Genomic DNA, 22,421 nt, shown 5'->3' with positions numbered 1-22,421 from the left:
AACAATGTTCACACGCGTTTCTTATTAGGAAAAATATATATTGAAAAAATAAACGAGTTGTTATCTCCTCAAAATAAGAAACCGCATCAACATCTCCAAATAGCTCTCCATAAAAGAAATATTATGACAGTACTACATTTATTCAATGTAGTCCCAATATATGAATAAGATGGTTATTCTTATATTTCGGCAATAGTCCCTTTCAACCTATGATCACAGATTCCATTAAATCTCCCATAGCTTACTCTTTCCTATCGCGGCCTCTACCTTTGAGAGTAGATGAGGTAAGTCTATTTAATTTTCAAACATCTAATTGTTGCTATTAACAATACCAAAGGACCATTTTATTTGTCAAACAATTTTTTATATTGTTTTTTTACAGTTTAATTTCGTATCATTTGGTAAGCGCTTTACTGAAATCTTTGACACTTCCCATTCGCCTTCTTCATTATTAAATGTAATCGTTACCTTCTCAAATGGTGGAGCAATTTTCCCAGCAACTCGTTCATACTTCGTTACTTCAATACTTGCTTGAAATAAATATGTACCGCTATACACTTTTTTTAAACTAATAATTTTAGGACATTGATAAGGCTTCAAGCTCCCATATTGTTTTTCAATTGCTTTATTTATTTTCGGAAATAAAACAGAATAAAGGGCATCTTCCATAAGAGGTGCATCATATTGGGCTACCGACACACTCGGTGAAGCAAAAAGTATAACACTACTGCATACTATAAAATATAATAATTTTCGCATTATAACCTCCGTATTATTACACGATTCTTTCTGCGCACGATAATTATCATACATAGAAACTCCGTTTTATTGTCTCCCACTGCCCTTTTTCTACTCAATTATTATAAAAAAGTCCACAACTCTCTTTTATTTTCGTATAATGATACTCATAGTATAATAAACATAATAACAAAGGACTGTTCGTATATATAAAATGAGGCGCTAATCAAACCGGCTCACAAGAACTGTCATGCTTTTTAGGAGAGGAGTATATTATGCTACAACGCCTGTTTCCAAAACTGCGATTTGCACTCGTTGCAGTCGTTTTATTATGGATAAAAACATATATTGTGTACAAGCTAGCATTTGATATTAAAATTGATAACTTCTTTGAAGAATTTATGCTTTTTATTAATCCACTAGCTGCGTTACTTTTATTTTTCGGTTTTGCTTTACTTGCATCTAAACACCGAAACCGCATTATAGTTGGAATCAGTTTTATACTGTCCTTTATTTTATTTGGAAATGCAATGTTTTATGGGTTTTATAACGATTTCGTTACGTTCCCAGTTTTATTTCAAACAAATAATATGGCTGATTTAGGGACAAGTATAAAAGAACTCTTTACGTACAAAACATTACTTTTATTTGCAGATGCAATTATTTTAATGTTTCTTTCACGTAAATTCCCAGCATTTTGCGACAAGACGCCACTTTCTCGCTCTGAGAAGCGAACTTTCTTTAGCGGTGTAACAGCTCTATTAGCATTACAAATTGTCGTTTCAGTTATTTATAAGCCACAAATGTTCTCACGCTCATTTGATCGTCAAACTGTCGTGAAAAATTTAGGTTTATACACATATCATCTATTTGATATTACACTTCAATCTAAATCTTCGGCTGAACGTGTATTTGCAAGTGGTGACGGATTCTCTGAAATTAAAAACTATACAGACTCAAAAGATAAGCAAGTTGATAAAAACTTATTTGGAGCTGCAAAAGGTAAAAATGTAATTTTGATTTCAATGGAATCTACACAAAGTTTTGTTATTAATAAAAAAATAAATGGAAAAGAAATTACTCCATTTTTAAATGAATTTATTAAAGATAGTTTTTATTTCGATAACTTCTATCATCAAACGGGACAAGGTAAAACTTCTGATGCTGAATTTATCGTTGAAAATTCGCTTTATCCGTTAGACCGCGGTTCTGTATTCTTTACTCACGCAACAAATGAATATACAGCTACACCAGAACAATTAAAAAAATACGGATATTCTTCTGCTGTCTTCCATTCAAACGATAAAACGTTTTGGAATCGTGATGTAATGTATCCTGCACTTGGATATGATCGTTACTTTAATTTAAATGATTACGTAGGCACAGAACAAATGTCTGTCGGTTGGGGATTAAAAGATAAAGGGTTCTTTGAACAATCGATTCCAAAGCTAAAATCTTTACCACAACCGTTCTATACAAAATTTATTACTTTAACAAATCATTTTCCATTTCTTCTAAATCCAGAAGATCAATATGTTGATGAGTTTAATTCGGAAAGTGGTGTTGTAAACCGCTACTTCCCAACCGTTCGTTACACGGATGAAGCTCTTAAACTATTTATTAAACAATTAAAAGAGGAAGGACTGTATGATAATTCCGTTATTGTCATTTATGGAGATCATTACGGTATTTCTGAAAACCATAATGCAGCTATGGCTCAGTTCCTTGGTAAAGACGCTATTACACCGTTTGATTCTATGCAATTACAACGCGTCCCTCTCATTATTCATGTACCTGGTCAAGAAGGAAAAGTCATTTCTAAAGTATCTGGTCAAATTGATATTAAACCAACGCTATTTCATTTACTTGGTATTAAAACAAATCAATCAGTTGAATTTGGAACTGACCTATTTATTAAAGAAGAAGATCCACTTATGGTAATGCGTGATGGTAGCTTCGTTTCGGAAAACTATGTTTATACAAAAAACATGTGCTATAAACGAAATACAGGTGAAGAAGCGGACATTTCATTATGTCAACCAAATATTGAAAAAGCAAAAACTGAATTGAAACTCTCCGACAAACTCATTTATGGAGACTTATTACGTTTCGACCCTAACAATCATTATAAAACCGGAACAATGACAACGAAATTTGAATAGCGCCAGAAGCAACTTTTATAAAAGTTGCTTCTTTTTTCACTTATTTTTCAAATCATTCCGCTATGAAATCTTTCACAAATTGGGAATTTTTTTCGTATGAGGAAGAAATTTATGGTATGATAAAATAAGTAAAATTTCATAAACTAATTAAGAATTTATTACAGAAAGCAAGGGATCAGATTTTGTATAGAGCAGCTATTCCAAACTTATTTACGCTCGGAAATTTATATAGTGGATTCTTGTCAATCGGCTATGCATCTTTAGGATATTATAAATCAGCTGCTATTTTAGTACTTATCGGGATGATGTTAGATAGTCTTGATGGACGTGTTGCTCGTTTATTACGTGTTGATTCACAAATGGGAAAAGAGCTTGACTCGCTGGCGGATGTCGTAACATTTGGTGCAGCACCTGCTGTTCTTATGTATTACACATCTTTCTCCAATTACGGAATCATCGGACTATACATAGCGGGATTATTCCCTCTTTTCGGAGCATACCGTTTAGCACGATTTAATGTAACACCATCTTCTACTTCAATGAAATATTTCACTGGCGTACCGATTACAGCAGCGGGAGGGCTTGTTGCTTTCTTAACATTATTTTCACATACCATTCCAAAAATCGTTCTTATTACAGTATTTGTAACGTTCGCATTTTTAATGGTGAGCCGCATTCGTATCCCAAGTTTAAAAGATGTACCAATTCCACGATATAGTATCATTATTACACTATTTTTAGTTGGAATCATTATAACAATGTACCAAACAGGGTTCGGTAATTTTTCTGTTTTCTTATTCATTGCTATTCCACTATATATTTTGTATATGCTATCTCAATTTCTTAGACAAAGACCATCTAAAAGAACAAATAAAGAAAAATAAGAAACCTTCCGGAATCGGAAGGTTTCTTTTTATTTTGTAACTACTACTTTTTGATTTACAGGTGTTACAGGCTCTTCCCCTTTTAATACGGCTAAAATATTTCTTACTGCCATTTCAGCCATCGCATCACGAGTTTCGAACGTAGCATTTCCTACGTGAGGAGCAAGTACTACATTCTTTAATCCTTTTAGCTCTTCTGTAATTTTCGGTTCAAATTCAAATACGTCAAGAGCTGCTCCTTCAATTTCATTCGTTTTTAATGCATGAGCAAGTGCCGCTTCATTCATAATTGGTCCACGTGAAGCATTTACAATATACGCTGTTTTCTTCATCATTTTAAACTGTTCATCATCAATCATATGATGCAATTTCGGATTATAAGCACAATTAATTGTAATAAAGTCTGCTATTTGTAATAATTCTTCCAATGTTACATATGTTGCTTCCAGTTCACTTTCAGCTTCAGGCTTTCGATTTGGACCTGTATATAAAACATTCATTCCAAACGCTTTCGCACGCTTTGCAACTGCCTTTCCGATTTCTCCAAGCCCAATAATTCCAATTGTTTTACCATGTACTTCACGGCCTAAGAAAAATAATGGCGCCCATCCATTAAATCCAGTTGTACGACATAATGTATCGCCTTCAGGAATTCTACGTGCAGCTGCTAAAAGAAGTGCAAATGTTAATTCTGCTGTCGCTTCAGTTGATACTTTCGGTGTGTTCGTTACCGCAATCCCTTTTTCTCCGGCATACGAGTAATCAATATTATCGTAACCAGCACCGTAGTTTGCAATAATCTTCAAATTAGGTGCCGCATCAATAACTTCTTTTGTCACCTTTGTAGAAAGTAGACTTAACAATGCATCTTTATCTTTTACACGATCTGTTAATTCATCTAAAGAAATTAACGCATCTTTATCGTACATTTCTACATCATGATCCTTTAATAGTTCTAATCCGATTGCTGGAATTTTCCCTGCTACTAATATTTTTGCCACTACTAACACCTCTTCTATAAAAAATAAGATATCTCTTATCTTTCATTGTAAGAAATCCACCTATAAAAACCAAGGAATTTGATTATAGTTTTGAAAATCGACACTTTTCCACAAAAAAAGAGGAGATGCAAGTCTCCCCTCTTCTTATGCCTTTTCTTGCGATTGTTTTCCAAGCTTCACATCGATCGTTCCTTCTGCAACTGTATCACTAATTTGTTCCTCAATAACGGATTGAGATGTAGCATTCGTTTCAGAAGTATACGCTTGTTCCTGTGCACCTTGTACATTTTGTTTATTTTGTTGTTTCGTCATTTCTTTACCCTCCTTTTTATTCTTTCTTATTTTGAACAAAAAGGTGAATTTTCATCAAAAAATCGTGATCATTTTGAAATTGTTACTTCTTCTTCCAGTAATCGCATCGTTCTGACTCGTTTCGTAAATGTAGCTAAATGCGAAATATCATGATTGCGTAACGTCTTTATATTCTCTTCCACATATTTTCCTAAATCATGCGGATAATGAGCATCTGAGGAAAGTGTAATCGGGATCCCATGCTTAGCTAATACTTGTAAATATAGTGGACTCGGGCACATCTCGCGCACAGGGTAGCGATAGTACAACCCCGCATTTATTTCCGTTGCCGTATTAGTTTCTACTAACGCACGCGCAATTTCCGTATAATAAGAAAGTTGTTCATTCTCATCTAGCCGGTAGTTAAATACTTTTATGTTATCAAGATGAGCTATTATATCAAATAACTTAGAACGAACTGCACGATCCACCGTTTTGAAAAACGTATCATATAAAACATATAAGTCATGTTCCTTAAAATATTCTTTCGTATCTGGATTATCAAATCCCCAGCCATTTAAAAAATGAACAGAACCTATTACATAATCAAAATCCCCTAATGCGAGTAAAGATTGTAATTCTTGTTCACCACCAATAAAATAATCCGCTTCAATTCCAAGTTTAAGCGTAACACCTCTTTTACTCCATCGTTCTTTCGCCTCTTCAATTGCCTTTGTAAAATCATGTAGTGACGCTACCCTTACTTGGTCTAACCATTCCTTCTGTAAATGACCAAGCCTCGAATTACTAATATCGACATATCTTTCATAGTATTCTTTCGCTTCATAAAAACGGTATAAATGATCGACAATCCCGACTTCTTTTATACCTTTTCGCAAAGCTTCTTCTAAATATAAATCAATCCATTTCACCGTAAATGGCCCTTCTTTCACACGTCTTTGCAGGCGTTCTTGTGTTTTCACAAGCCATTCCATAGAATGTTTTTCTTCTTTAAGTGGTTCATAATGTTGCAGTGCTTCATTTATTTTAGCTAGCCATCCTATTGAATATGGCCCTTCTTCTAAATGAATGTGATAATCCACCTTCATCTACATTTCCCCCTTATAATGTATCTATTTCTCTCCTGTCTCCTACTCTCGAATGCTTCCCATTTCTTTCTTTCACTTCCTCCATAATATCTTCTAATGGTATATTTTTTTCGGCTAATAAAACGAAGCAGTGATACATTACATCAACCATTTCTTTCACTAACTCTTCTTTATCATTATTTTTAGATGCGATAATTACTTCGGAACATTCCTCACCAATTTTCTTTAAAATTTTATCTTCCCCTTTTGAAAACAAGTAATTTGTATATGATTCAGGAAGCGGACTTCTCTTTCGTTCTTCAATTGTTTCAAATAGTAATGTAAAGGCGTTTTTCATATGTATCCCCCTATATAATTTTGTAATGAAAACATGTCTTTTCTCCCGTATGACATGCAGGTCCTACTTGCTTTACGACAACAACAATTGAATCTTGATCACAATCTAAATAAAGAGATTGCACATATTGGATATTCCCTGATGTTTCCCCTTTATTCCATAACGACCTTCTTGACCGAGAATAAAACCAAGTTCTTTTCGTTTCTAACGTTTTTTCATATGCTTCTTCATTCATATAAGCTAGCATTAAAACTTCTTTTGTACCTTCTTCAATTACAACTGTTGGTAGTAATCCTTTTGAAAAGTTAGGTTTCATAACCGCACCTCGACGTTTGCATTTCTTAATTTTCTCTTTACATCCTGCATTGTCGCCTCACCATAATGAAAGATTGATGCCGCTAACGCTGCATCAACTGTTGTCTTTTGAAAAACTTCTATAATGTGATCAACATGACCGCACCCGCCTGACGCGATGACTGGTACGGAAACGCTTTTTGAAATTTTTTCTGTTAAGCGAAGGTCATATCCATTTTTCGTTCCATCTGCATCCATACTCGTTAATAAAATTTCCCCTGCGCCTAGCTCGGTAACGCGCTTTGCCCACCAGATGGCATCCATTCCTGTATCAACTCTTCCGCCGTTCACATATACATTCCACTTACCTTCTGTTACTTTTCTAGCATCAATTGCGACGACAATACATTGTGAGCCAAAGTGTTCTGCTCCTTCTTCAATTAATTTTGGATTTCGCACTGCTGCTGAGTTAATTGAAATTTTATCTGCTCCCGCTCTTAGTAAATTGTACATATCTTTAACACTTGAAATTCCCCCGCCAACTGTAAGAGGAATAAATACTTTTGAAGCTGTTTTTTCTACAACATCTAGAATTGTTTTTCGTCCTTCATGCGTTGCCGTAATATCTAAAAATACAATTTCATCTGCTCCCGCCTCATTATATAAAGCGGCTATTTCAACAGGATCACCAACGTCTTGTAATCCTATAAAATTTACACCCTTTACGACTCGGCCCTCTTTCACATCTAGACATGGAATAATGCGTTTCGCTAACATAACTTTGTTACCTCTAACACTTCTTCTAAATCAATCGTTTTCTCATAAAGAGCCTTACCAATTATGACGCCGTATATATTCATATCATTTAATTTTTTCACATCTTGAATAGATGCCACTCCTCCAGAAGCAATAAGACGAATAGCAACGCTTTTTTGTAGTAACTCCAATTGCTCTAAATTCGGCCCTGCAAGCGTCCCGTCTTTCGAAATGTCTGTAAACACAATCGTTTGAACACCTACATTCTCCATTTGCTTTGCTAAATAAATGTAAGAAATTTCAGACACATCAAGCCAGCCTCTCGTTGCTACGAAACCATTTTTCGCATCAATTCCAACAATGATTTTCTCTTTATATAGAAGAACTGCTTCTTCTAAAAATTCCTTATCATAAAGAGCAGCTGTTCCTAAAATCACTTTATCTACACCTACTGACAATAACTTCTCTACCGCTACAAGTGATCGAATTCCCCCTCCAACTTGCACAGGAATACGTACTGCCTTGCAAATCCTTTCAATAACGAGCAAATTTACTGACTCGCCAGCAATTGCGCCATCTAAATCAACAATGTGCAACTTTTTCGCTCCCAATTTTTCGAATATAATCGCTTGCGCAACCGGATCTTCATTCATTACTGTTTCTTTACTAAACTCTCCTTGATAAAGTCTAACGCATCGCCCCTCTTTTAAATCGATAGCTGGGAAGATTTCCATGCCTCTACCACCCCTTTGAAATTTTTCAACATTTGCATTCCAATGTCACCGCTTTTTTCAGGATGAAACTGTGCGCCGTATATATTTCCTTTTGCTACAAAACCAGGTACTTTCACTCCATATTCACTTATTCCATACACAATTTCATTTGGACAATCTGCATAATAAGAGTGAACATAATATACGAAAGAGCCGTCCTCTACTCCATTCCAAAGTGCTATTTCTCCCTCTTTCTTTAACTCATTCCATCCCATATGTGGAATTTTATAAGGAACCTTTAACTTTCGAATAACACCTGGCAATAAACTTAATCCGTTACAGTCTTGTAGTTCCTCACTTTTTTCAAATAAAAGCTGCATCCCTAGGCAAATGCCCAGAAGCGGTTTTCCTGAACGCCCGACTTCTTTTAACACGCGCACTAAATTTTTTTCTTCCAATACATCCATCGCTTTCGGAAATGCACCTACTCCTGGTAAGATCACTCCATCACTTCTAAAAATCTTTTCTTTATCACCCGTTACGATGTACTCTGCTCCAATATATTGTAATGCTTGTTCCACACTGCGAATATTTCCCATTCCATAATCTATAATAGCAATCAATTACAACATCCCTTTCGTTGAATTTACACCAGTAATGCTGGCATTTCTTTCGACTGCTTCTCTAAGCGCTCTACCAAACGCTTTAAATAACGCTTCAACTTTGTGATGTGTATTGCTTCCGTATAAAATGCGAGCGTGTAATGTAATATTGGCAGCATGAGCAACTGCTCTAAAAAATTCTTCTGTTAGTTCTGTATCAAAATCCCCTAGCTTCGGATTCGTTAATTCTCCTTGAAATACAATATATGAGCGCCCGCTAATATCAATTGCGACAAAACCTAAAGATTCATCCATCGGTACATATGCGGAGCCATAACGGTTAATCCCCTCTTTATTTTGCAATGCTTCTTTCAAACAATTTCCGAGTACAATTCCAACATCTTCAACTGTATGATGCGCATCAACGAATACATCGCCTTCCGCCTCCACTTGTAAACCGAATCTTCCATGCCTTGCAAATAAAGTTAGCATATGATCAAAAAATCCAATTCCCGTTTGTACAGAAACGTTTTTGCCTTCATCAAGCTGCAAACTTAATTTGATTTTTGTTTCTGTCGTCTCACGTATTTGACTGCACTCACGCATTATTCTTCCTCCTCAAATCTTATTTGAATTGCTCTCGCATGCGCATGTAATCCTTCTTTATTGGCAAGTTCTACAATATGATGTTGTACATCTCTTAACGCTTCCTCCGTATAAGACAGAAAGCTTGATTTTTTCACGAAATCATCGACTGATAACGGTGAGAAAAATCTTGCTGTTCCACTTGTCGGTAACACATGATTCGGTCCTGCTAAATAATCACCGAGCGGTTCCGGTGCATATGGTCCAAGAAAGATAGATCCCGCATGTTTCACATAAGCTAGAGCATTCATCGGTTCTTTTATATGTAACTCTAAATGTTCTGGAGCAATTTCATTGGATAATTGTAGCGCCTCATTTAAAGAAGGAATGATAAAAATGGCTCCATTTCTATTTATCGATTCACGTGCAATTTCGCTTCTTGGTAATGTTTCTAACTGTCTTTCTATCTCTTTTTCTACCTCTTTTGCTAACTCTATATTCGTTGTAATACAAATTGCTGTTGCTCTCACGTCATGTTCTGCTTGTGATAATAAATCAGCAGCAATGTATTTTGCATTGCCAGTTTCATCAGCGATAACTACAATTTCTGACGGTCCAGCAATCATATCAATATTTACTATCCCGTATACTTCTCGTTTTGCCAGAGCGACGTACAAATTTCCCGGTCCAACTATTTTATCCACTTTCGGAATCGATTCCGTCCCGTATGCTAAAGCAGCAATTGCTTGCGCGCCACCTATCGTATAAATTTCATCTACTCCTGCAAGGCTTGCAGCAACTAAAATATGTGGATCAATTCCTCCTTCCCTCGGCGGTGTTACCATTACAATTTTTTTCACACCAGCGAGTTTTGCTGGCAATACATTCATTAATACTGACGAAGGATACGAAGCAGTTCCGCCTGGCACATATACGCCTACATTCTCTAACGGCCGAATGATTTGTCCTCTAATGATGCCATTACTCTCGCAATCGAATATGGATTGCCTTTTTTGTTTTTCGTGATATGAAATAATGTTTTTCTTCGCCTCTTGTAACGCTTCTAAAAATGAATTCTCTACAAACATACCCGCTCGTTTTATTTCTTCTTCACTTACGCGAAATTCTTTAACTTTTACACCATCAAACTTTTTTGTATAAAAAGATAGGGCCTCATCCCTACTCTCCCTTACATTTCGAACAATTTCATTTACATTTCTTTGAACAGTTTCTTCTATTACATTAGCGTTTTCTCGTAGCAATTTTATTTTTGATAACGCCTTTTGAAAATCTTCATAAACGATTTCCATTACAAGTCCCCCTATTTTCCTGACAAAATTTCTTGCTCCATCATATTTACAATACTGAATATTTCGTCTTTTTTAGTTTTTAATGCAGCCTTATTTACAATCATTCGAGCAGATATAGAACACATTTCCTCAAATACAATGAGCCCATTTTCTTGTAATGTTTTTCCTGTTTCCACAATATCAACAATTGCATCTGCCAATCCAAGAATAGGAGCGATTTCTACAGAACCTTCTATTTTAATAATTTCTACATCTTCCCCTTTATCATGAAAATAGTTAGAAGTAATATGTGGATATTTCGTCGCAATGCGTTTCTTTCGGTAGCTCTTCGGATTATACGTAGGAATAGAAGCAACACAAAACTTACACACGCCCACTCCTAAATCTAACATTTCATAAATATCTTTCTCGTTTTCCATTAAAATATCTTTTCCAACGACCCCAATATCAGCTACTCCATGTTCTACATAAGTAGCAACATCTACTGCTTTCACTAAAATAAATGAGATATCTGTATTTTTACTTTGAAAGACAAGCTTTCGTCCTTTATTTTTGAGCTCCGAACAATCAATTCCAATCTGCTCAAAGAGCGGAATCACATGTTTTTCTAATCTTCCCTTCGTTAACGCAATTTGAATGTTACGCATGAAGTTTCTCCTTCTTTCTGGACTACCCATTTCTCTTTCCATACATATTCCACTAATGATTCGTTCTTCGCCTCAACGACCGTTACTATTTGATTTTTTCTTGCAAATTGAAAGGTGTCGTTTACATTAGAGTATAAGGATAGCTCTACTTTTTTCCCGTCCTTTTGAAGTAAATTTCGTAATCTTTCCGCTTCTGCTAATCTATTTAACTCATAATGAATAATAATATCTATTTCCTTTCGTTCATATGGTTCTTGTTGCTCTTGCAGCGCCTTCACAATTTGATTGACTTGCACCGCGAGTCCAACAGCCGGCAGCATCTCTCCAAAATTTCCAATTAACTCATCATATCTTCCGCCACTAACAATTTCTTCTCCTATTTCATATATATACCCTTTGAAAATAACTCCCGTATAGTAATCTAAATGTTGGATCATACCTAAATCAATTGATATGTAAGATCCATAGCCTAGTTTTTCAATTGCTTCATATATTTCTTTCACTCTTGCAATCGCCATTTTCATTTCATTACTTGAGGCGAGTTTTTCTGCTTCCTCAATCACTTCTAAGTTTCCAAATAGCCTTGGTAACTTCTCAAGTAATCTTACTGTTTCATCACATCGATCTAATTTCTTTTCTCTAATAAAATTTGATAGAGCCGCATAATTTTTACTTTCAATGTATGTCCTAAGTACTCTCTCTTCTTCCTCATGAATGGAGAGTTTTTTTACAATACATTTATATAATTGCACTTGCCCAATCTCTATTGTAAAAGATTGTACCTTCACCTTTTGAAGTGATTGAATGACGCTTATGACGCATTCAATTTCAGCTCTTACGTTATCAATACCTATAATTTCAATACCACTTTGTACAATTTCATTATATTTTCCAGTAAGGGACTCATTCGCCCGAAATACATTCCCGCCATACGTCAGTTTAAGCGGCGTATCCCACCTCTGCGTTCCCATCACTCTCGCTAAAGGAATTGTCATATCTGGACGCAATACGATAATCCGTCCCTTTTCATCAAAAAATTTATACATCTTTTCTTCATCTATCGGTCTATTTTGAAAGGCAAAAACATCATAAAATTCAATTGTAGGTGTCCTTATTTCCTCATAACCTCGCCCTAAAAAAGTACGTCTTAATTTTTGCTCCACTTCCTCAATTAACGTACATTCTTCGAATAAATAGTCTCTCGTTCCATTTGGGTTTGCACGTTTCCATTTTGTCATCTAAATTCTCACACCTTTCCCTTTCTAATGTATGCTCATTTCATTCACCTAAACCGAAAATAAAAAGAGCCTTGTAGACAAAATACCTACAAGGCTCTTTAGTAGAGTGTAGGTACAACGGGAATAACCCTTGTACCCACACGTTTTCACGCTAGGTTCAAGGGCTTTATGTATGATGATGTAGTTGTGTAAGCACTTTAATAGATTGCATGATATTCATAATACTTACTCCCTTTCTCCTCTGATTTTTACATAGTATATAATACTTAATTCTGAATGTAAATACTTTTTGAACATTCCGTTATTTCTTAATGTAAAGCTACTTTCCTTTCATACTCTACAATTTCTTGTTCATATTGCATCGTAATACTAATTTCGTCTAGACCATTTAATAATTTCTCTTTCCACATTTTCTCGATTGTAAAATGAAACCTGTGCGTACTTGTTTTAATTACCTCATTCTCTAAATCTACTTCTATTTGTTCTCTCGCATCCGTTATGGCAAGTTGTTCTCGCATTTCTTTATCCATTACAATTGGTAACATACCATTTTTCATACAATTCATATAAAAAATATCTGCAAACCCGCCGGCGATAATAACGCGAAAACCATAATCAGCAAGCGCCCACGGAGCATGTTCTCTTGAAGAACCACAACCAAAATTATCACCTGTAATTAATATACTTGCTCCTTTTCTATTTTGTGCATTAAGCGGAAAATTAGGGTTTTCATGGCGGTTATTATCATAACGCCATTCATCGAATAAATATTTTCCAAATCCCGTCCTTTCAATTCTCTTTAAATATTGCTTCGGAATAATTTGATCTGTATCAATGTTATCATTCATCAGTACTGCAGCAGTACCTTTATGAATACGAAATGGCTCCATCATAACTCTCCTTTCTAGTATCAACAAAATGACCGTATAACGCAGCTGCTGCCGCCATTGCCGGGCTAACTAAATGTGTTCGTGCCCCTTTTCCTTGTCTTCCTTCAAAATTACGATTTGAAGTCGAAGCACAATGTTCTCCTGCAGGTACTTGATCTGGATTCATTCCAAGACACATTGAACATCCAGGTTCTCTCCATTCAAATCCAGCTTCTTCAAATATGTGATGTAGCCCTTTTTGCATCGCAGCTTCTCTTACTCTTTTCGATCCAGGCACAACGAGCGCTCGCACACCTGCTTTTACCTTTCTCCCTTTCACAACAGATGCAGCAATTTCTAAATCAGAAAGCCTGGAATTTGTACAGGATCCAATGAAAACATGCTGAACAGGAATGTCATACGTGCTTTGTCCAGGGCTTAATCCCATATAAGAAAATGCTCTTTCGTCATTTGTATCCTGCTTTTCTGGCAATTTTTCATCAATACGAACACCCATACTCGGGTTTGTTCCCCATGTAACGTACGGTGCTAAATCCGTCACATCTATCGAAATATGCAAATCATAAATTGCATCTGAATCTGTATAAAGTTCAGACCATTTCTTCTCGAATGTTTCAAATTCTTTCGGTGCATATTTACGTCCTTTTACATAAGCAAATGTTTTTTCATCTGGTGCTATAATACCAGCCTTTGCTCCTCCTTCAATTGCCATATTACAAAGCGTCATTCTCTCTTCCATCTCCATAGCCTCAATCGTATCTCCGTAAAATTCCATTACATATCCAGTTCCAACTGCTACACCGTACTTTGAAAGGAAATGCAAAATAATATCTTTTGCGTAAACACCTTTCTGTAATTTTCCTTTTAACTCAATACCCATCGCTTTCGGCTTTCGTTGCCATAACGTTTGCGTTGCCAATACATGCTCCACTTCACTCGTACCAATGCCAAATGCTAGTGCGCCAAACGCACCATGCGTTGCTGTATGACTATCACCACAAACAATTGTTTTTCCTGGTTGTGTAAGTCCAAGTTCTGGTCCGATAACATGAACAATCCCTTGCTCTTCATCCCCGATATCTGCTAACGGCACCTGAAATTGTTTACAATTTTCCCGGAGTGTATCTAGTTGCTGCTTCGCAATGCGATCGGTAATATTCCAAACATCTTTCGTTGGAATATTATGATCCATCGTTGCGAATGTTAAATCCGATCTGCGAACCGTTCGATTTGTAAGCCGCAAGCCTTCAAAGGCTTGCGGTGACGTTACTTCATGAACAAGATGAAGATCGATATATAATAAATCTAATCCATTTTCGTTTGTCGTAACTACGTGTCTTTCCCAAAGTTTATCTAGCAGCCTTTTTCCCATTATCTCCCTCTCCCTACTAACGCTTGCTCTTCCATCTCTTGTATAACTGCCTTCGTAAATGAAGTTGTCGTCTCATCTCCTCCGATATCTGCTGTACATTTTCCTAATTTAAGAACTGCAGATATCGCAGATTCAATTGCATTCCCTTCTCTCGTTAATTCAAATGATTGCCCAAGCATCATTGCAACAGAGCGCATCATTGCAATTGGATTCGCCTTATTTTTCCCCGCAATATCCGGTGCTGATCCGTGAATAGGCTCGTATAATGAAGGCCCCTTTTCCGCGTGACTTGCTGATGGAAGCATTCCTAATGATCCCGCTAATACTGAAGCCTCGTCACTCAAAATATCCCCAAATAAATTTTCCGTTACAATTACATCAAACCGTCCTGGATTCCGTATTAACTCCATCGCAGCTGCATCTACTAAAATATGTTCTAGTTCAACGTCTGGATAACGAAGTGCTACTTCTTCCGTAACAGTTCTCCATAGTTTACTAGATTCTAAAACATTCGCCTTATCAATAGATGTTACTTTTTTCTTCCGCTTACTCGCTAATTGAAAGGCATAAGAAACGATTCGTTCAATTTCATGACGATGATACGTAAGTGTATCTGTTGCTACTTCGTCCGTTCGTTCTTTCGGATAAGAAAAATAAATTCCGCCTGTTAATTCACGAACGACAACGAAATCAATTTCATCAGCGTTTTTTAATGGCGATAAATGTGCCGTTGCGCTTTCTACCGTTACAGGGCGAACGTTCGCAAATACTCCAAGTCCTTTTCTTAGAGCTAATAATCCTTTCTCCGGTCTTTCTTTCGCGCTATCCCACCTTGGTCCACCAACCGCTCCAAGTAAAACCGCATCACTTGCTAAACAAGCGGCAAGCGTTCGTTGTGGTAATGGTTGCCCATTTAAATCGATAGCACTCCCGCCAAAGTACTCATCTTGTAAGTGAAAATGATGTCCATATAACCTTTCTACCATATGCAATACTTCTTTCGCACTTTCCATAATTTCTGGGCCAACACCATCACCAGCTAAACAAACGATACGTTTTTCCAATTTCAACACTCCTTTTAATTGAATTTTCAGAACTTTAATTTGATAGGTAAGGAAACTTCTCCCTCACCCATCAAACACTTATTTCACAAGCGCTATCAGAGATTTTAATTTCCCTGCTGCATGGACATATGCTCTTGCCGACGCTTCCAATACATCTTGCGCAACACCAAAACCTGATACTTGATGCGTTCCTTCTTTTAATTCAACATGAACATGAGCCAGTGCGTCTTGACCTTGTGTAATAGATTGTATGCGATAATCCGCCAATTCACATTCTAATCCTAAAATTCTTTGGATTGCATTATAGATCGCCTCAATACTACCAGAACCAGTGGCTGCATCTTCGTATGCATTTCCTTCTTCGTCTTTTAGTACAACTGTCGCGCATTGTGTACTATTTGATACGAAATGAACTTGTAGTTGCGTAATGTTATATTGCTGAGCTGCAAATGCTGCTTCACCAAGCATAAGCGCACGTAAATCTTCCTCAGTAATTTCCTTCTTACGATCAGCTAATTTTTTGAACGCTTCAAACACCGCATCTCGTTCTTCCTTTGTAAATTCATAGCCAAGCTCTTTCATTTTTTCTGTAAACGCGTGACGTCCAGAATGTTTTCCAAGTACGAATAGATTTTGAGATTCGCCTATTAGCGCTGGTTCAATAATTTCATATGTTGTCACTTCTTTTAAAACACCATCTTGATGAATTCCGGATTCATGAGCAAATGCATTCGCTCCAACGATCGCTTTATTTTTCGGTACAACCATACCTGTTAATCTACTTACTAATGTACTCGTCGCTTTAATTTCTTTTAGCGTCATAGAAGACTCCGCCTTATAGAAATCTTTTCTAATATGAAGAGCAACTGCGACCTCTTCTAGCGCCGCATTACCTGCTCTTTCTCCAATTCCATTAATTGTTCCTTCTACTTGCAACGCTCCGCCTTCAACCGCAGCTAATGAATTTGCTACTGCCATCCCAAGATCATCGTGACAATGACAAGAGAAAATTGCTTTTTCATATGAAGGAACGGATTCTTGTAAGTATTTAAAAAGAGAATAATATTCTTCTGGATTCGTATATCCAACTGTATCTGGAATATTAATTACATTCGCTCCTGCACGAATCGCAACTTCAACTGCTTCAGCTAAAAAATCTCTTGCTGTTCTTGTCGCATCTTCTGCAGAAAATTGTACTGTCGGAAATAATGATTTCCCGAGTGTAACCGAGCGGTGAATACTATCTAATACATCTTCTTTTGACATACAAAGTTTATATTTCATATGAATATCACTTGTGGCTAAAAATACGTGTAAACGAGGAGATACAGCACCTTTCACCGCTTCATATGCTCTTCGAATATCACTTTCTTTCGCTCTAGCTAAACTCATAACTGTAGCATTTTGAATGGTATTTGCGATGCGTTTTACCGATTGAAAATCCCCTGCGGAAGCTGCTGCAAAACCAGCTTCCATGACATTAATACCTAGTCTCTCTAATTGCCTTGCAATTTGCAATTTCTCTTGTTCATTTAAATTTACTCCTGGTGATTGTTCGCCATCACGTAGCGTCGTATCCATGAACAAAATCTGCTTCATATTATTTGACCCCTGCCTTTACTCGCGGCTGTACAAACGGCATCATTTCACGTAATTTACGTCCAACTACTTCAATTTCGTGTTCATTCTCTTTCTCATTTGTCGCATGGAAATTTGGTTTTCCTGCTTTATGCTCTGCAATCCAGCCTCTTGCAAATGTACCATCTTGAATTTCTGCTAGCACTGCACCCATCGCTTTCTTCGTATCTTCCGTTACAACGCGTGGTCCTGATACGAAGTCGCCCCACTGCGCTGTATCTGAAACTGAATATCTCATATTTTCAAGTCCGCCTTCATACATAAGGTCAACGATTAGTTTTAGTTCATGTAAACATTCAAAATATGCAAGTTCCGGTTGATAACCAGCATCAACTAACGTTTCAAATCCAGCTTTTACTAGCGCAGTTACTCCGCCGCAAAGCACAGCTTGCTCTCCAAATAAATCTGTTTCTGTTTCTTCTTTAAATGTCGTTTCTAATACACCAGCTCTCGTCGCTCCAATCCCATCAGCATAAGAAAGTGCCTTTTCAGTCGCAACTCCTGTTGCATCTTGGTATACTGCAAATAATGCAGGAACAGCTCCGCCTTCAGCAAATGTACGGCGCACAAGATGACCTGGCCCTTTTGGCGCTACTAGAAATACATCTACATTAGCTGGTGGTTTCACTTGATCAAAGTGAACATTAAATCCGTGTGCAAAAACGAGAGAATTTCCTGCCTTTAAATTTGGCGCAATTTCCGCTTCATATACTTCTGACTGGAGTTCATCTGGTAGTAGAATCATTACTACATCAGCTTTTTCCGCTGCTTCTGCTACTGTATATACAGAAAATCCATCTTCTTTCGCTTTATCCCAAGACTTCCCTTTTCTTAAACCTACTACTACATCAAATCCGTTATCACGTAAGTTTTGCGCATGCGCATGACCTTGCGAACCATATCCAATGATTGCTACTTTCTTTTCTTTTAATACATTTACCATTACATCTTTCTCATAATAAACTTTTGTCATTTTCATTTCCCCCTATATTTAAATGATTATTGAATTAACATAACTTGCTTATCTTGTTTTTTCATACTACGCGTAAATGCTGTTACACCTGTTCTAGCAATTTCTTTCAAACCATACGGACGAAGTAATTCAATTAATGCTTCTACTTTCTCTTGCGTACCAGTTACTTGCACAACTATGGAATCCTTCCCAACATCTATTACAGCGGCTCGAAACGGTTCAATTAAACTATATAATTCTGCTCTTGCTACTGATGTTGCTACTTTAATAAGTGCAAGTTCTCTTGCGATCATCGCTTCTTCTGTAATATCTGATACTTTCAGAACATCAATTTGCTTATGAAGTTGTTTAATTAACTGCTCCACTTGCTGTTCATTTTCAACGTGTACAACAATCGTCATCCGCGATATGTCCGATGATTCCGTATGACCTACTGAAATACTTTCAATATTAAAATGTCTTCGTGTCATAACACCCGTAATTCGGTTTAACACACCACTTTGATTTCGAACTGTCGCTGTAACAATTCTCTTCACCTTTTTTCCACTCCCTCCATTTGGTGAACACCTTTCCCTGGCGCAACCATCGGCATTACCTTTTCTGATTGAAGTACACGGCAATCAATTACGACCGGTTCTTTTAATTCAATCGCCTGCTGTATTTGCTTCTTTGCAAGAAGTGGATCCTCTATGCGAACTCCTTTTATGCCATACGCATTCGCAAGAGCGACGAAATCTGGTTGACACGACAATAAAGAGTGTGAGTATCTTTGATTATAAAATTCATCTTGCCATTGTCTTACCATTCCTAAAGCTTCATTATTTAAGATAAATACTTTAACAGGCAACGAATGTTCTTTTAACACACTTAATTCTTGCAAGGTCATTTGAAATCCGGCGTCACCGACAATTGCAATAACTAGTTCCTCAGGCTTTGCAATTTGCGCACCAATTGCTGCTGGAAACCCAAATCCCATCGTTCCTAATCCTCCTGAAGTTACCCATTTATTTGGATTTTTGAGCGGATAATATTGTGCCGCCCACATTTGATGTTGCCCAACATCTGTTGTTACAATCGCTTCTCCTTTCGTAATTTCATATAACATATCAATTGCGTATTGAGGCTTAATACTTTCCGAATTTCGTTTGTAAGAAAATGGATACTTTTCTTTTCTACTCTTTAGTAAAGAGATCCATTCATGATGATTTTCTTTCTTTCCTTCTGGTTGAAGTAATACTTCCAAAGCTCGCTTAGCACTTGCAACAATAGGAATTTCAGTCGGCACATTTTTTCCGATTTCGGCTGGATCAATATCGATATGCGCAACAGTCGCCTTTTTAGCAAAATAAGCTAAATTCCCAGTAAGACGATCGTCGAATCTTGCACCTATATTAATAAGTAAGTCGCATTCATATAACGCCATATTGGCTGTGTAAGAACCGTGCATTCCTCCCATCCCTAGAAAAAGTTCATCATCTGGCGGAAACCCACCAAGACCAAGTAATGTATGCACAACAGGAATTTCATATTTACGAGCAAAACTTGTTAACTCTTTCGAAGCCTTCGCATGCAATACACCTGCTCCAGCTAAAATTAACGGCTTGTTTGCAGCCCTAATTGCTTGTAATAATTTGTTTATTTGGAGTAAATTTGGTTCATAATTAGGGTTGTATCCTGGTAAATCCATTTGTACGTCATTACAGCGTTCTCCTTGCTCTACTACCATATCTTTCGGAAGGTCAATAACGACTGGGCCTGGTCTTCCTGTTCTAGCAATATGAAATGCTTCTTTAATAATTCGAGGTAAATCTGAAGCCTTTCGCACTTGATAGTTATGTTTTGTCACTGGCATCGTAAGCCCCATAATATCCGCTTCTTGGAAAGCATCACTTCCAATTAACGTCGTTGCTACTTGCCCTGTAAATACAACAAGTGGTAATGAATCAATCATCGCATCTGCTAGACCGGTAATAACATTTGTAGCACCTGGCCCACTCGTTGCAATGACAACCCCTGGATTGCCAGTAATTCTGGCATACCCTTCCGCGGCGTGAATAGCTCCTTGCTCATGCCTTGTTAAAATATGCGGAATTTCACAGTCATAGAGTGCATCATAAAGAGGTAAAACAGCACCACCAGGATAACCGAAAATCACTTCTACTCCTTCCTTTTCTAACGCTTCTAACAATAGCTGTGCACCCGTTGCCAGTTTCTCTTCCGTTTTTGAAGACATTGTTCTTATAAGCCCCCTTTTTGAAAATTTTTATCAATAAAAAAAATCCTACGTCCACACTCCAGCTATGTGCTGAAGGGACGAAAGATTTCGCGGTACCACCCTTCTTCGCAAGAATACTCTTGCCTCAGTGACTCATAAATGAGTCTAGCTAATAACGGAGCTACCGTCTAAGCCTAGACAAATGCTTCAGCTTAGCACTCAAGGGCGATGTTCGTCGACGTGAACCATCGGTTTTCAGCAACCACCGACTCTCTGTGAGGCTTCACAATCAACTACTCCTCCCTCTCAACGCTTTCTTATTGTTATAAAGAGTTGTTATCCAACTTTATTTTCTTCGTAAATCTTCTCTCCATCTTCTACAACTAACTTTCGGAATTCTTCTAATAAACGATTCGTATGTGGACCTGTTTGCCCTAAACCAATCGTTCTACCATCTACTGTCGTAACAGCAATTACTTCAGCAGCCGTTCCTGTTAAAAATACTTCATCAGCTACATATACATCATGCCTTGTAAATAACTCTTCTCTAACGTCATATCCAAGTTTTTCACCGATTTCTAATATAGCGTTTCGTGTAATGCCTTCTAACGCTCCAGCAGAACTTGGTGGTGTAATTAATTTATTTCCTTTTACAATAAACACGTTATCTCCTGAGCCTTCAGCTACGTATCCTTGATCATTTAACATAAGTGCTTCTTGTACTCCAGCTAATTTCGCTTCAATACGAACTAAAATATTGTTTAAGTAATTTAAAGATTTTACTTGAGGCGACAAAACATCTGGACGGTTTCGGCGCGTTGCAACTGTTACAACCGGAATCCCCTTTTCATAATATTCTTGCGGGAATAAAGATAGTTGTTCTGCAATTACTACTACATTCGGTTTCTTACAAGAATCAGGATCTAATCCAAGATTTCCTGCTCCTCTCGATACAACAAGGCGAATGTATCCATTAGATAATTTATTTTGTCGAATCGTCTCAACAACAATATTCGTTACTTCATCTAAAGAATATGGAATTTCTAACATAATGGATTTTGCTGATTCATATAACCGGACAAGATGCTCTCTCAAACGGAAAACATTACCGCTATATACTCTAATTCCTTCAAATACTCCATCGCCATATAAATAACCATGATCATATACTGAAACTTTTGCCTCGTCTTTTGGAACAAATTCTCCATTTAAGAAAATCCATTGCTCGTTCACTGGAAAGCGCCTCCTATGTTCTATGAATTTTTTATTGTTTCCTAGTTTACTCTCCTTTCTAAATAAATCAAGTTAATTTTTAGAAAATTTATAATTTTTAATCGTACGTACATCTTTGATTATATTGATTTAACAGCATTGTTAACGTTTACAAAAAATAAAAAATTTTTTTCGTCAATTTCTACTAAAAAAATTATTTGTTTAAAAGAAGGATTTTCATCAATTGATACGAATCTATTGTATTCAATAAACGGACGTCCGTTTTTATAAATTCGGGAATATATAACGACTTTTGCTGAAAAAGGGGGGAAATAATAAGAATAACGCTGTCTAAAAATAACATTCATATTTTTCGTTTCGTAATCATAA

24 protein-coding genes, 1 riboswitch and 1 other annotated feature are annotated in these 22,421 nt (G+C 36.8%); of the genes, 2 read left to right on the top strand and 22 right to left on the bottom strand.

The annotated features are described in order from the left end of the window. Positions 1–92: 92 nt before the first annotated feature. Positions 93–274, bottom strand: a riboswitch (Lysine riboswitch). A gap of 89 nt (positions 275–363) precedes the next feature. Beyond that, positions 364–759 carry a DUF3888 domain-containing protein gene (locus AC1Q8N_RS16460; RefSeq protein WP_001228833.1) on the bottom strand — a complete coding sequence of 132 codons (396 nt, stop codon included), beginning with the start codon at positions 757–759 and terminating at the stop codon, positions 364–366. Between the two features lie 254 nt (positions 760–1,013). Here AC1Q8N_RS16460 and AC1Q8N_RS16455 point away from each other — a divergent pair, with 254 nt between their 5' ends. Both AC1Q8N_RS16455 and pssA read left to right on the top strand, forming a co-directional pair. Then, positions 1,014–2,900 (top strand): LTA synthase family protein, encoded by a 1,887-nt coding sequence (locus AC1Q8N_RS16455; RefSeq protein ID WP_493521281.1) that lies wholly within the window; start codon positions 1,014–1,016, stop codon positions 2,898–2,900. A 182-nt stretch (positions 2,901–3,082) separates the two neighbouring features. Beyond that, entirely contained in the window at positions 3,083–3,784 is a 702-nt protein-coding gene (pssA, locus tag AC1Q8N_RS16450; RefSeq protein ID WP_098077888.1) for a CDP-diacylglycerol--serine O-phosphatidyltransferase, read from the top strand. Positions 3,785–3,813: 29 nt separating this feature from the next. On the opposite strand, the gene AC1Q8N_RS16445 is transcribed toward pssA, so the two are convergent. The 21 genes from AC1Q8N_RS16445 to AC1Q8N_RS16345 all read right to left on the bottom strand — a co-directional run bounded on the left by AC1Q8N_RS16445 (position 3,814) and on the right by AC1Q8N_RS16345 (position 22,399). Then, positions 3,814–4,785, bottom strand: coding sequence for an NAD(P)-dependent oxidoreductase (locus tag AC1Q8N_RS16445; RefSeq protein WP_098077886.1), 972 nt, complete (start codon positions 4,783–4,785; stop codon positions 3,814–3,816). 144 nt (positions 4,786–4,929) lie between these two features. Beyond that, the gene (locus AC1Q8N_RS16440) at positions 4,930–5,097 is read right to left on the bottom strand and encodes a DUF4025 domain-containing protein (protein ID WP_098077884.1); all 168 of its coding nucleotides are present in this window, start codon (positions 5,095–5,097) and stop codon (positions 4,930–4,932) included. 68 nt (positions 5,098–5,165) lie between these two features. After that, positions 5,166–6,185, bottom strand: a complete 1,020-nt coding sequence (locus AC1Q8N_RS16435; protein WP_098077882.1) for a histidinol phosphate phosphatase domain-containing protein — start codon at positions 6,183–6,185, stop codon at positions 5,166–5,168. Between the two features lie 13 nt (positions 6,186–6,198). Further along, positions 6,199–6,522 (bottom strand): phosphoribosyl-ATP diphosphatase, encoded by a 324-nt coding sequence (gene hisE / locus AC1Q8N_RS16430; RefSeq protein ID WP_098048925.1) that lies wholly within the window; start codon positions 6,520–6,522, stop codon positions 6,199–6,201. A 10-nt stretch (positions 6,523–6,532) separates the two neighbouring features. Further along, a complete protein-coding gene (hisI, locus tag AC1Q8N_RS16425; protein WP_048544916.1) occupies positions 6,533–6,838 on the bottom strand; it encodes a phosphoribosyl-AMP cyclohydrolase in 306 nt (101 codons plus the stop codon). Beyond that, positions 6,835–7,593, bottom strand: a complete 759-nt coding sequence (hisF, locus tag AC1Q8N_RS16420; RefSeq protein WP_048544919.1) for an imidazoleglycerol phosphate synthase cyclase subunit — start codon at positions 7,591–7,593, stop codon at positions 6,835–6,837. Before hisF ends, hisI begins: the two co-directional genes overlap by 4 nt. Next, a complete protein-coding gene (hisA, locus tag AC1Q8N_RS16415) occupies positions 7,587–8,306 on the bottom strand; it encodes a 1-(5-phosphoribosyl)-5-[(5-phosphoribosylamino)methylideneamino]imidazole-4-carboxamide isomerase (RefSeq protein ID WP_098077880.1) in 720 nt (239 codons plus the stop codon). The genes hisF and hisA overlap by 7 nt, the downstream gene beginning before the upstream one ends. Continuing rightward, positions 8,279–8,908, bottom strand: a complete 630-nt coding sequence (gene hisH / locus AC1Q8N_RS16410; RefSeq protein WP_000560363.1) for an imidazole glycerol phosphate synthase subunit HisH — start codon at positions 8,906–8,908, stop codon at positions 8,279–8,281. Before hisH ends, hisA begins: the two co-directional genes overlap by 28 nt. Further along, the gene (gene hisB / locus AC1Q8N_RS16405) at positions 8,909–9,493 is read right to left on the bottom strand and encodes an imidazoleglycerol-phosphate dehydratase HisB (RefSeq protein ID WP_098048929.1); all 585 of its coding nucleotides are present in this window, start codon (positions 9,491–9,493) and stop codon (positions 8,909–8,911) included. Further along, positions 9,493–10,782 (bottom strand): histidinol dehydrogenase, encoded by a 1,290-nt coding sequence (gene hisD, locus AC1Q8N_RS16400; RefSeq protein WP_098077878.1) that lies wholly within the window; start codon positions 10,780–10,782, stop codon positions 9,493–9,495. Before hisD ends, hisB begins: the two co-directional genes overlap by 1 nt. 11 nt (positions 10,783–10,793) lie before the next feature. Next, positions 10,794–11,429 (bottom strand): ATP phosphoribosyltransferase, encoded by a 636-nt coding sequence (hisG, locus tag AC1Q8N_RS16395; protein WP_001244476.1) that lies wholly within the window; start codon positions 11,427–11,429, stop codon positions 10,794–10,796. After that, complete coding sequence (hisZ, locus tag AC1Q8N_RS16390; protein ID WP_098077876.1) at positions 11,405–12,667, bottom strand: ATP phosphoribosyltransferase regulatory subunit; 1,263 nt, start codon at positions 12,665–12,667, stop codon at positions 11,405–11,407. Before hisZ ends, hisG begins: the two co-directional genes overlap by 25 nt. Positions 12,668–12,975: 308 nt before the next feature. Then, positions 12,976–13,557: a 3-isopropylmalate dehydratase small subunit gene (leuD, locus tag AC1Q8N_RS16385; RefSeq protein WP_048544930.1), complete on the bottom strand. Its 582-nt coding sequence runs from the start codon at positions 13,555–13,557 to the stop codon at positions 12,976–12,978. Beyond that, positions 13,535–14,929: a 3-isopropylmalate dehydratase large subunit gene (gene leuC / locus AC1Q8N_RS16380; RefSeq protein ID WP_048544931.1), complete on the bottom strand. Its 1,395-nt coding sequence runs from the start codon at positions 14,927–14,929 to the stop codon at positions 13,535–13,537. The genes leuD and leuC overlap by 23 nt, the downstream gene beginning before the upstream one ends. Beyond that, positions 14,929–15,993, bottom strand: coding sequence for a 3-isopropylmalate dehydrogenase (gene leuB, locus AC1Q8N_RS16375; RefSeq protein ID WP_048544933.1), 1,065 nt, complete (start codon positions 15,991–15,993; stop codon positions 14,929–14,931). Before leuB ends, leuC begins: the two co-directional genes overlap by 1 nt. A 78-nt stretch (positions 15,994–16,071) precedes the next feature. After that, the gene (gene leuA, locus AC1Q8N_RS16370; protein WP_098077874.1) at positions 16,072–17,592 is read right to left on the bottom strand and encodes a 2-isopropylmalate synthase; all 1,521 of its coding nucleotides are present in this window, start codon (positions 17,590–17,592) and stop codon (positions 16,072–16,074) included. A gap of 1 nt (position 17,593) precedes the next feature. Then, the gene (gene ilvC / locus AC1Q8N_RS16365) at positions 17,594–18,610 is read right to left on the bottom strand and encodes a ketol-acid reductoisomerase (protein ID WP_493521280.1); all 1,017 of its coding nucleotides are present in this window, start codon (positions 18,608–18,610) and stop codon (positions 17,594–17,596) included. A 20-nt stretch (positions 18,611–18,630) separates the two neighbouring features. Further along, positions 18,631–19,140: an acetolactate synthase small subunit gene (gene ilvN, locus AC1Q8N_RS16360; protein ID WP_000822948.1), complete on the bottom strand. Its 510-nt coding sequence runs from the start codon at positions 19,138–19,140 to the stop codon at positions 18,631–18,633. Next, positions 19,137–20,837 carry an acetolactate synthase large subunit gene (gene ilvB / locus AC1Q8N_RS16355; protein ID WP_098077870.1) on the bottom strand — a complete coding sequence of 567 codons (1,701 nt, stop codon included), beginning with the start codon at positions 20,835–20,837 and terminating at the stop codon, positions 19,137–19,139. Before ilvB ends, ilvN begins: the two co-directional genes overlap by 4 nt. Positions 20,838–20,910: 73 nt before the next feature. Further along, positions 20,911–21,138, bottom strand: a binding site (T-box leader). A gap of 17 nt (positions 21,139–21,155) precedes the next feature. Next, the gene (gene ilvE / locus AC1Q8N_RS16350; protein ID WP_048544941.1) at positions 21,156–22,052 is read right to left on the bottom strand and encodes a branched-chain-amino-acid transaminase; all 897 of its coding nucleotides are present in this window, start codon (positions 22,050–22,052) and stop codon (positions 21,156–21,158) included. A 119-nt stretch (positions 22,053–22,171) separates the two neighbouring features. Beyond that, positions 22,172–22,399, bottom strand: coding sequence for a hypothetical protein (locus AC1Q8N_RS16345; RefSeq protein WP_098077867.1), 228 nt, complete (start codon positions 22,397–22,399; stop codon positions 22,172–22,174). Positions 22,400–22,421: the final 22 nt, after the last annotated feature.

It is taken from the genome of Bacillus sp. GW823-FHT06B01 (assembly GCF_058952315.1).
Note: the sequence above shows the minus strand (reverse complement) of the source record. Positions and strands in the feature narration are given on the sequence as shown.